The following is a 12,159-nucleotide window of genomic DNA, read 5'->3' on the forward strand; positions in this document are numbered from 1 at the left end:
CACAAATTATTATGAAAACAAATAACATTAAAAATTTATTCTTGGCAGGTGCACTAATGCTAATAAGTACTTTAGGCTTTAGTCAAGATTCAATGGCACCTCTTTCAGGTGTAGACAACACAAAAGAATACAAAACAATAGATTTAATTTATATGGATAAGGATCTCTCTATCTTTGCAAATTTATTGACCTTATCCGGTCTGGATACTTCCTTGGCAATGACAGAAAAAGAGCATACCTTATTTGTTCCCACCAACGAAGCTTTCAAGTATATGAGTATAAAAAGATTTGCTGAATTGACCAACCCTAAAAATAGAGCTATGTTGGTTAAATTTGTAAACAATCATTTTACAGCTTCAAAAATTCAAAGTTACCAGCTCACAGAATTCAAAATATTGGATTTAGATAATAACAATCGGATTCAAATTTCTGAATATGGTAATTCTGTATTTATTGGTGGTGCGAAAGTTATCGCTTCAGATATTGAAACAGCAAATGGTTTAGTACATGTAGTGAACGATGTGGTTAGCGTTACTAAATAATCGAAATTTTAAACTATTATTAAAGCAATCGTCTTAGATTAGAAATCTGGGACGATTGCTTTTTTAAACTAACTCTCTTATAATTCTTCAGTTAAAAATGATCATTGGAATTTTCTAAATTATAATGAAAATAACGATTAAATCGATCAAGCTCTTTAACATATTGAATTTCTGGTCAGTCTCTAAAAACAATTTGTCTTTGGTTTTAAATACTATACATATAAGTCCTTTTAAATAATTGTTGGATATAATCAACAGAGTTGAAAAAAATATTGAGAATACCTTTATGAATATAGTATAGAAGTCTGCAATCAAAGAAATAAAAATGTTATGTTTTAAAGCTGAATATTAAGTTTCTTAAAGATTAAATTATAATTCTTTCATTGTATCTTTGGGTCTTATTCCATTCCAATTATGAGCAAACAAAGCAAACGAATAGAAGCCTTAGTGTATCACGCCAAGCCTACACCAGGTAAAATAAAAGTGGTTCCTACTAAAAAGTACGCATCTCAGCGAGACTTATCTTTGGCTTATTCTCCTGGTGTAGCAGAACCTTGTTTAGAAATAGCTAAAGACGTCAATAACGTTTATAAGTACACAGCTAAAGGAAATCTAGTAGCCGTAATATCCAACGGTACAGCTGTTTTAGGTTTAGGAAATATTGGGCCAGAAGCTTCAAAGCCTGTTATGGAAGGTAAAGGTTTGCTTTTTAAAATCTTTGCAGATATCGATGTTTTTGATATTGAAGTCAATACGGAAGATGTAGATGCTTTTATTGAAACGGTAAAGAATATCGCACCAACGTTTGGTGGTATAAATCTTGAAGATATCAAAGCGCCTGAAGCCTTTGAAATTGAACGTCGATTAAAGGAAGAATTAGATATTCCTGTAATGCATGATGATCAGCATGGCACAGCTATTATTTCGGCAGCGGCATTGTTAAATGCTTTGGAACTTGCTAATAAAAAAATTGAAGAAGTGAGTATTGTGGTTAGTGGAGCAGGTGCTGCCGCAATTTCATGTACACGTTTGTATCAAGCTTTTGGTGCTAAACGTGAAAATATTGTAATGCTAGATAGTAAAGGTGTTATTAGAAACGACAGAGAGAATTTAAGCGCGGAAAAAGCCGAATTCGCTACGCACCATAAAATAGATACACTTGATGAAGCTATGACAAATGCAGATGTCTTCATTGGCTTATCTATGGCAGATATTGTCTCGCCTGAGATGCTGAAATCCATGGCTGTCAATCCAATTGTCTTCGCTATGGCCAATCCAAATCCTGAGATCAATTACCAACTTGCAATAGATACAAGGGACGATATTATTATGGCAACAGGTCGCAGCGACCATCCTAATCAAGTAAATAATGTGCTTGGATTTCCTTTTATTTTTAGAGGTGCATTAGACGTTCGAGCTACAAAGATTAATGAAGCCATGAAAATGGCAGCTGTTAAGGCTTTGTCTAATTTAGCAAAGGAATCAGTACCAGAACAAGTAAACATTGCCTATTCCGAAACGAGACTTACATTCGGAAAGGATTATATAATTCCTAAACCTTTTGACCCAAGATTAATAGCAGAAGTTCCTCCTGCTGTAGCGAAAGCTGCTATGGAAAGTGGTGTTGCCAAAGAACCGATAGAAGATTGGGACCGTTATAGAAACACCTTATTGGAACGCTTAGGTTCAGATAATAAGTTAGTTAGGCTATTATTGGGCAGAGCAAAAACAAATCCAAAACGTGTGGTTTTTGCCGAAGCCGATCAACTCGATGTTCTAAAAGCCGCTCAAATCGCTTATGATGAAGGTATCGCACTTCCAATTTTGTTAGGACGTAAAGAAACTATCAATGCATTAATGGAAGAAATTGAATTTGATGCCGATGTACCTATCATCGACCCTAAATCCGATGAAGAAACTGAACGAAAAAATCGCTATGCAAAAGCGTATTGGGAAAAACGCAAACGTCAAGGTGTAACGATATACTCGGCCGAAAAAGTAATGCGCGAACGTAACTATTTTGCAGCCATGATGGTGAATGTTGGTGATGCAGATACACTAATTACAGGTTATTCCCGTAACTATCCTTCGGTAGTAAGACCTATGTTAGAATTAATTGGAATGGCAGATGGTGTGACAAGAGTGGCGGCAACCAACTTAATGATGACGCAACGAGGCCCGATGTTTTTGAGTGACACTTCAATAAATATTGATCCATCAGCAAAAGATTTAGCTAAAATTGCTCGAATGACGTCAAGGGTAACCAAAATGTTTGGGATAGAACCAATAACAGCAATGATTTCTTACTCCAACTTTGGATCATCTGAAAATCCACGAGCTGAAAAAGTAAGGGAGGCAGTAGCTTACTTGCATAAAGCTTATCCTGAAATGGTGGTGGATGGCGAATTGCAAACCGATTTTGCTTTAAACCCGAAAATGCTTCAAGATATTTTTCCATTTTCTAAATTGGCTGGTCGTAAAGTGAACACCCTCATTTTTCCAAATTTAGATGCTGCAAATATTACTTATAAATTGCTGAAAGAACTCAATAAAGCGGAATCTATTGGACCAATTCTGATGGGAATGCGTAAACCGGTTCACATATTACAATTGGGCGCCAGTGTAGATGAAATTGTAAACATGACTGCAATAGCTGTTGTTGATGCTCAAGAACGAGATAAGAGTAAGGTGAAGTAGGAAGTGTAAAGTAGGAAGTGTAAAGTAATAAGTGTAAAGTGCTTAGTAGGCATCGTTCAGTTGGCAGTGGTTAGTATTCAGTAAAATAATAAAGTCATAAAATATATTCTTCATTACTTACTGCATTAGCCAAATGCTGTAGTGTCCATAAGTTTTTTGAGCTTCTTACTTTAACACAACATTCATAGCTTCAGTACGCGGCATGCGCAATCAACTATTCCATCATTCAATATTTCAGATTTTATAGTATCATTACCCTTATTTTTCCTCAGCGATTCTCTGAGAAACCTCTGTGTAGCTCTCTATAATTTTTATTTGAAAGCATCCGTGTGAATCCCAGTCTACCGACAGGCAGGCGTGAAATTTGTGTTAGTTCTCCATTTTGATTAGTGCCAATTAGTCAAATTAGGTCTTTACTTTTCAGCAACATCAAAAAACACCCTCAAATGCCCTAAAATTCCTCCCAATTTATCCCCTAAAAAGACTAAACTCAAATTCCTTTGTATAACAATATCTTCAAGCTATGTAATGAAAATAATTTTATTACATTTGGATTTTTAACTTTTCGTTATAAATGATTACACATATAGAGGGCAAACTTGTTGAAAAAAATCCGACTGACGTTGTTATAGATTGCAATGGAGTCGGCTATTTTATTAATATCTCACTGCATACATTTTCTCAAATTCCAGATAAAGAACATTTAAGACTATACACCTATCTTCAGGTACGTGAAGATTCGCAAAGTCTTTATGGTTTTTCTACTAAAACTGAACGTGAGATTTTTAAATTATTGATTTCAGTTAGTGGTATCGGAGCCAATATAGCAAGGACAATGTTATCCTCCTTAACACCTGACCAAGTAAAAGAAGGTATTGCAGGTGAAGATGTAGCTTTGATTCAGAGCGTAAAAGGGATTGGAGCAAAGACAGCGCAACGCGTTATCATCGATTTGAAGGATAAAGTGTTAAAAGTATATGGTATAGACGAACTTTCTTTAATACCAAACAATACGCACAAAGATGAAGCGTTATCAGCTTTAGATGTTTTAGGATTTAATAAAAAACAATCCGATAAAGTGGTCGATAGAATTTTAAAAGCCCAACCGGAAGCCCAAGTAGAGCAAATTATTAAAGAAGCTCTAAAAAACTTATAATGCAATTGAATACAACTCTACATAGTCAACCCTACGCCTTTAGATTTTATTTCATATTAGCTTTTTTGATGCTAATAAATGCTTCGGTTTTAGCTCAAGAAACGGAAACAGAACAAGATTCAACGAAAACTACGTTTGCTTTTGGTAAACTAAATATGCCGAACCCAAACAGCATTGTTTCAAAATACACCTATGATCCTATTTTAGATCGATATGTTTACACCGAAACAATAGGGTCATTTAATATCAATTATCCCTTAATTCTTACACCAGATGAATTTCAAAAACTGGTACTTCAAGAAAAGCTAAAAGCCTATTACAAAAGAATGGCAGATGCCCAAGCCGGACAAAAAGACGGTTCGGAAGAAGATCAGAAAAATCTATTGCCTGAATTCTATGTGAATTCAGGTTTATTTGAGACCATTTTTGGCGGAAATACTATTAATGTCATACCACAAGGTTCGGTTGAAGTCGATTTAGGGGTTCTATTTACAAAACAAGACAATCCAGCATTTTCGCCAAGAAACAGAACAAATTTTACTTTCGATTTTGATACAAGAATTAGTTTAAGCTTATTGGGAAAAGTTGGGACGAGACTTCAAGTTACCGCAAACTATGATACGGAAGCCACGTTCGATTTTCAACAAGTCGTAAAATTAGAATACACACCAACCGAGGATGATATTATTAGAAAGATTGAAGTCGGTAACGTTAATATGCCATTGAACAGTTCTTTAATTACAGGTGCTCAAAGTCTGTTTGGTGTCAAAACTGAATTGCAATTTGGTAAAACTAGAGTGACAGCGGTATTTTCTGAACAACAATCACAGTCAAAATCTGTAGTCGCAGAAGGTGGAGGTACAGTTGAGGAATTCGAGTTTTTTGCAAGAGACTATGATGAAAACAGACACTTTTTCTTAGCGCAGTATTTTAGGGAGACTTATGACGAGGCTTTGAAACAGTACCCGTTTATAAATAACCAAGGGCTTCAAATTACGCGGGCTGAAGTTTGGGTAACCAACAGAAATAACCAAACCCAAAATGTAAGAAATATTGTGGCGTTTCAGGATTTGGGAGAATCTACTGTTGAAAATATTGGGCTTGATGCTTACCCAGCAAATTTTGTGCTTAATCCGGGAGCAAGACCTAGCAATAAAAATAATGCGTTTGATCCTACTAATATTGGAGGAGCGGGTTCTTTTTTAACAGAAGCTGTTAGAAACATCACTAATGTAGAAAGTGGTGTAAATACGGTTAATGTAAATGAAGGTTTTGATTATGGTAAATTAGAATCTGCAAGAAAATTAAATGAAGGTCAGGAGTATATTCTAAATACAGAATTAGGCTATATCTCATTAAATCAACGGTTACAAAATGATGAGGTTTTGGCAGTTGCCTTTCAATATACTATTGGTGGACAGGTATTTCAAGTTGGGGAATTCGCTAATGATGGTGTAGATGCCACAGTTGTTGATGACAATGCTACAACTGGCAATCAAGAGGTTAGTAACCAAAGTTTAGTCTTAAAAATGTTGAAAAGTGCCGTAACTTCCGTAACTGAGCCTGTTTGGAAACTGATGATGAAAAACATCTACGATACTGGTGCATTTCAGCTCAGTCGAGAAGATTTTAGATTAAATATCTTTTATACGGAAGCCTCGCCTTTAAATTATATAAATCCTGTTGAGGGAACAACATTTCCTCCATTTGATAATAATACGCCATTAACAAATGATGACACTGCCATAAACGAAACGCCATTAATAAGGCTTTTTCATTTAGACCGTTTAAATTTTAATAATGATCCACAAGAACGAGGCGATGGCTTTTTTGATTATGTCGAAGGGATTACAGTATTGTCTCAGAACGGTAAAATAATTTTTACCAAAACTCAGCCATTTGGAGACTATTTATTTGAGGTTTTAGATGATCCACTTAACCCTGGGAATTACGCGGCAGATATCTATGAAAATCCAAACCAGGAAAAATATGTTTACGATTTACTTTATAAATCCACTAAAACGCAAGCTTTAGATGAAGCTGAAAAGAACAAGTTCCAAATAAAAGGACGTTACAAAAGTAGTGGAGGCGATGGCGGTATTCCTATTGGCGCCTTTAATGTACCGCGTGGTTCCGTTGTAGTCACAGCTGGTGGACGAACGCTCGTAGAAGGTGTGGATTATACCGTAAATTATCAATTGGGACGTGTAGAAATATTGGACGAAGCTTTAAAGGCCTCAAACACACCAATTAATGTGTCGGTAGAAAACAATGCTGTTTTTGGGCAGCAAACCAAGCGGTTTACAGGAATTAATGTAGAACATCAATTCAATGAGAATTTTGTAATAGGTGGAACGGTATTAAATCTAAATGAACGACCAATTACACAGAAAGCAAATTTTAATTCAGAACCTATTAACAATACTATTTTAGGTTTTAATGGAAACTACTCGACGGAAGTTCCTTTCCTAACACGAATGGTAAATAAACTTCCAAACATAGATACAGATGTACCTTCTAACTTGTCTTTAAGAGGTGAGTTTGCCTATTTATTGCCAGGCGCTTCGAAAGGTGCGAATTTTAATGGCGAGGCAACGGCTTATATTGATGATTTTGAAGGTACACAAGGTGCCATTGATTTATTGAGTCCATTATCTTGGACGCTATCAAGTAGGCCACTTACGGTTAATGGAGTGAGTGAAAATGATCCGATTAATGACAAAAGAATTGAAAATGGTTTCGGAAGAGCACTATTAAACTGGTACACTATAGATCCCATTTTTTATAGCAACCAGCGACCTGGTGGTATTACAGACGATGATATTTCAAATTTATACACACGACGTATTTTTATTGATGAAATTTTTAATCAAGATATCGTACAAGGACAAACTTCGGTGATCAATACTTTAGATTTAGCTTATTACCCTACAGAGCGTGGACCGTATAACTTTGATCCAACGGCAACTAATAACGTGCTAAATAATCCTAGTAATAGTTGGGCTGGAATTACAAGACAAATTACTTCAACGGATTTTGAACAAGCCAATGTTGAGTATATAGAGTTTTGGGTTCAGGATCCATTTTTAGATAATCCTGCTAGTTCAGGAGGTAAATTATTTATAAATCTTGGAAATATTTCAGAAGATGTTTTAAAGGATGGCAAAAAACAATACGAAAATGGTTTACCAGAAGATGGCGATGTTTCTGCATTAGCTAGAACGGACTTTGGTGGAGTTGTACCACAGAATCAATCACTTATTTACACGTTTGCCACTACAGGAGAAGAAAGGGCCAATCAAGATGTAGGTTTTGATGGATTTGATGATGCAGAAGAATTAGTAGAGTTTGGAAATTTTGGTGAAGATCCATCAAATGATAATTATACGTATTATTTAAACACAGAAGGCAATATTTTTGAGCGCTACAAAAAATATAATGGTACGGAAGGCAACACTCCAGACACCTTTACAGATACCAACAGAGGTTCTACCACGCAACCAGATGTAGAAGATATCAATCGGGATAATACCATGAACACTATTGATAGTTATTTTGAGTATGAAATTGATGTAAATCCGAATGTACTTAATATAAACAATCCAATTATTAATGATGTGCAACCTAGAACGGTTACTTTACCTAATGGGAATCAAAGAGATGTGACATGGTATCAATTTAGAATACCAATAAATGAAGAAACGAGACGGATTGGTGGGATTTCAGATATACGTTCGGTTCGTTTTGCGCGTTTATATGTGTCCGATTTTACAGAGAGTACCGTTTTACGTTTTGCCACATTAGATTTAGTACGTAGCGATTGGAGACGTTATACCTTGGATTTAGATAATAATGATAGCAATAATAGTACTAACGCAGAATTTAATGTTGGTGTTGTTAACGTACAGGATAATCCAGGTTATGAGACGCCTCCAGGTGTAGTGCAAGAGCAATTAAATAATAACAATAGTATTATAAGGCAGAACGAACAATCCTTAGTGCTGCAAGCTTGTGAATTAGAACCAACAGACTCTCGAGGTGTTTTTAAAAATATCAATGTAGATATGCGTCAATATAAAAAACTACGTATGTTTATACATGCCGAACCACAAGAAGGTGCTCAGCTAGCGGATAATGAAATGATAGGTTTTATAAGGATGGGTAATGATTTTACCCAGAATTATTACCAGGTAGAAGTGCCTTTAAAAGTATCGAGTAATACTGGACTAGCTGCATCTGCTGAAGACGTTTGGCCAGATGAGAATGAAATAAATATTCCATTGGAGTTTTTGCAAAAAATTAAAGCACTAGGGATTTCTGACATGACTTTAAGCGATGAAAACCCTACATTTTATAACGTAGTAGATGGCGCACTTGATGAGGATGGATTTACAAATCCAGATGAAACGCCTTATGATACTGCATCAGATGCCAAACAACAACGTATCGCCATAAAAGGTAATCCAAATTTTGGGGATATTAGAGTGTTAATGATTGGCGTGAAAAATGGAAATCTAGCGATGACGCAACAAAATGTTTGCGGCGAAGTTTGGTTCAATGAATTACGTATGTCTGACATGGAGAATGAAGGTGGCTGGGCAACTGTAGTGAGTATGGATACCCAAATTGCCGATTTTGCCAATATCAGTGCTACCGGAAGACGAAGCACTATTGGTTTTGGTAGTCTGGACCAAGGACCAAATGAACGCAGTCTAGAGGATGTAAAACAATACGACGTAGTTACCAATGTGCAATTGGGACAGCTATTACCTAAAAAATGGGGCATTCAAATTCCTTTTAATTATGCACGAAGTGAAGAGTTAATAACTCCTAAATTTGATCAATTTTATAATGACCTTACTTTAGAATCGCGAATAGATGCTGCAGATACAAGCGAAGAAGAGGATCGCATTAAAGAACAATCTGAAGACTACACTAAGCGCCAAAGCATTAATTTTATTGGTGTAAGAAAACAAAAAACGGGAGATTCTAAAAAGCACTTTTACGATGTTGAAAATTTAACGGTCAACTACTCCTATAATAAAGTAGAGCATCGTGATTTTGAAATTGAAAACGCCTTAGATGAAACCGTAAGGGCAGGTGTCAATTATAATTACGCCTTTGAGCCCGTAAAAATTGAGCCGTTTAAAAAGAATGACTCCTTATTTACAGGTAAATATTGGAAGATCTTAAAGGATTTCAACCTTAATTTATTACCATCAAGTTTTTCAATTAACACGGATATCAACAGACAGTTCAGCAAACAGAAATTTAGGGAAGTAGAATTAGGAGGTGGTAATATTGGTATAGAAGAATTATTCCGAAGAAATTATACCTTCGATTTTCAATATGCTATCAATTATAACATTACAGATGCTTTGAGTTTAAACTTCACGGCGGCCAACACTAATATAGTTCGTAATTATTTTATTGACGATCGTATTGGAGGACTTCAAAACCCTGAGCTCGATGTTTGGGATGGTTTTTTCGATTTTGGAGATCCAAATTTCCAAACACAGCAGCTGCAATTGAATTATGAGTTACCGTTGTATAAAATTCCAGTCTTAAGCTTCTTAAAAGCAACCTATGCGTACAATGGTACATTTCAATGGCAAAAAGGATCGGATTTAAATACGAATTTAGAAATTGTAAATACTGATACAGGGATTCCTGAGTATTTTAATTTAGGAAATTCCATTCAAAATTCTAATACACACAATATCAATTCTACTCTTAACATGGAAACCTTATATAAAACCTTAGGTTTAGTTAAAAAAGGGAAACAAAATGTTAGAGGTCGTGGAAGAGATAGAGGAGCCATTCGTTCTGCAAAACCAGCTAGAACTGATGATAATAAGGATGAAGAAGCTAAAGACCCAAATAAATTAAGTGTAGGCAAAAAGGCTTACAATACGGTAATTGATATAGTCACAATGGTAAAACGTGTTCAGTTGGGCTATAGTGAAAACAATGGAACGTTTCTTCCAGGTTATTTACCAACTCCTGGTTTTATAGGTACGCTAAAACCAACCGTGGGTTACACCTTTGGAAGTCAACGAAATATAAGGGATCTATCTGCACGAAATGGTTGGCTTACGACATATGATGAATTCAATCAACAATATACAGAAGTACAAAATACATCTTTGGATTATTCGGTGAATGTGGAGCCAATGAGAGATCTGAAAATTGATTTCATTGGCAATAGAACCTATGCTAAAAATACGTCTGAGAGTTTTATAGCAAGAGATACTGATGATGATGACTTAAGTGATGCATACGAAAGTTTAATTACCAATTCTTTTGGAAATTTTAATATTTCAACGGTATTAATAAAAACAGCATTTAGCAAAAGTGATGAAAATCAATCCGCTACTTTCAATGATTTTAGAGCAAATAGATTAATAATAGCCAATCGATTAGCCCGTGAATTCTATGGTTCTACTCCGTTTAACAGAGATATAGAAGGTTATCCGGAAGGCTTTGGTAAAAATAGTCAGCGTGTGTTGTTACCAGCATTTTTATCAGCTTATCAAGGCACTAATCCAGATAAAGTAAAAACAGGAGCGTTTCGTGATATTCCATTACCAAACTGGACCTTGAAATATACGGGATTAATGAAAATTCCATGGTTTAAGAAAACGTTTAGGCGTTTTTCTGTACAGCATGGATATCGCTCTAATTATACCATAAATCAGTTTAGGACAAATTTAGATTATGTAGCACCAGATAGAACCGTTACAGCTAGCGCGCCAGAAAATACAGATGCAGTTGACCAAGCAGGGAATTTTAAAAATGAAACCTTATTTAGCAATATTAATTTAGAAGAGCAGTTTAGCCCTTTGGTGCGATTAGAATTTGAAATGAAAAACTCAATCAAGGTCTTAGCAGAAGTCGCAACAGATAGAACCTTGTCCTTAAGTTTTGATAATAATTTGATGACCGAAATTCAAGGTAAGGAATACACGCTTGGTTTGGGCTACCGTTTCAAGGATTTAAGAATCCGATCTAAATTGGCAGGACCAAAGCAAATTATAGTCAGTGATTTGAATATGCGAGCAGATGTAACCGTCAGGGACAACAAAACTATTATTAGATATTTGGATTTAGAGAACAATCAGGTGACCGCAGGACAGACGATTTGGGGCGTGAAATACACGGCAGATTATGCGTTCACTAAAAACTTGACCGCTATTTTCTATTTTGATTACAGCTTTTCGGATTTTGCGATTTCAACCTCATTCCCACAAACTTCAATACGATCAGGATTTACATTACGATATAATTTTGGAAATTAATACCCATAATAAAATGGGTTTAGATTTGAATTGAAGCTTTTAAAAAATTACATTTGCGTCATTAACGATATATTATATTAAAGATGAATACACCAGCCGAATTAAAATACACTAAAGATCACGAATGGATCAAAATTGAAGGTGACATTGCAACTATAGGTATTACCGATTTTGCCCAAAGTGAACTTGGAGATATTGTTTATGTAGAGGTAGATACCTTAGATGAAACTTTAGATATTGAAGAGGTTTTTGGGACTGTAGAAGCTGTTAAAACGGTTTCAGATTTGTTTCTGCCTTTATCAGGGGAAATTGTTGAATTCAACGAAGGTTTAGAAGACGAACCTGAAAAAGTAAACTCAGATCCTTATGGTGACGGTTGGATGATTAAACTAAAATTCTCAGACGCTTCCGAAATTGATAGTTTATTATCCGCAGACGATTATAAAGCACTCATCAGTGGTTAAAA

The 12,159-nt window shown here is 35.5% G+C and carries 5 protein-coding genes; all 5 read left to right on the forward strand.

The genetic code is table 11. From position 1 onward, the window contains the following. Positions 1 to 11: 11 nt before the first annotated feature. The 5 genes from HM990_RS02120 (at position 12) to gcvH (ending at position 12,157) form a co-directional block, all read left to right on the forward strand. Positions 12 to 542, forward strand: coding sequence for a fasciclin domain-containing protein (locus HM990_RS02120; RefSeq protein WP_178987354.1), 531 nt, complete (start codon positions 12 to 14; stop codon positions 540 to 542). A 414-nt stretch (positions 543 to 956) separates the two neighbouring features. Further along, on the forward strand, positions 957 to 3,239 hold the full coding sequence (locus HM990_RS02125; RefSeq protein ID WP_178987355.1) for an NADP-dependent malic enzyme: 2,283 nt from the start codon (positions 957 to 959) through the stop codon (positions 3,237 to 3,239). Positions 3,240 to 3,813: 574 nt separating this feature from the next. Then, on the forward strand, positions 3,814 to 4,395 hold the full coding sequence (ruvA, locus tag HM990_RS02130; RefSeq protein ID WP_178987356.1) for a Holliday junction branch migration protein RuvA: 582 nt from the start codon (positions 3,814 to 3,816) through the stop codon (positions 4,393 to 4,395). Continuing rightward, a complete protein-coding gene (gene sov, locus HM990_RS02135; RefSeq protein ID WP_178987357.1) occupies positions 4,395 to 11,693 on the forward strand; it encodes a T9SS outer membrane translocon Sov/SprA in 7,299 nt (2,432 codons plus the stop codon). Before ruvA ends, sov begins: the two co-directional genes overlap by 1 nt. 83 nt (positions 11,694 to 11,776) lie before the next feature. Further along, positions 11,777 to 12,157, forward strand: a complete 381-nt coding sequence (gene gcvH, locus HM990_RS02140; RefSeq protein WP_178987358.1) for a glycine cleavage system protein GcvH — start codon at positions 11,777 to 11,779, stop codon at positions 12,155 to 12,157. Positions 12,158 to 12,159 lie beyond the last annotated feature (2 nt).

It is taken from the genome of Winogradskyella schleiferi (assembly GCF_013394655.1).
Classification (GTDB): Bacteria; Bacteroidota; Bacteroidia; order Flavobacteriales; family Flavobacteriaceae; genus Winogradskyella; species Winogradskyella schleiferi.

Coding starts and splice junctions, on each gene's coding strand:
- HM990_RS02120 (WP_178987354.1), top strand. CDS start 12: ATGAAAACAAATAACATTAAAAATTTATTCTTGGCAGGTGCACTAATG.
- HM990_RS02125 (WP_178987355.1), top strand. CDS start 957: ATGAGCAAACAAAGCAAACGAATAGAAGCCTTAGTGTATCACGCCAAG.
- ruvA (WP_178987356.1), top strand. CDS start 3,814: ATGATTACACATATAGAGGGCAAACTTGTTGAAAAAAATCCGACTGAC.
- sov (WP_178987357.1), top strand. CDS start 4,395: ATGCAATTGAATACAACTCTACATAGTCAACCCTACGCCTTTAGATTT.
- gcvH (WP_178987358.1), top strand. CDS start 11,777: ATGAATACACCAGCCGAATTAAAATACACTAAAGATCACGAATGGATC.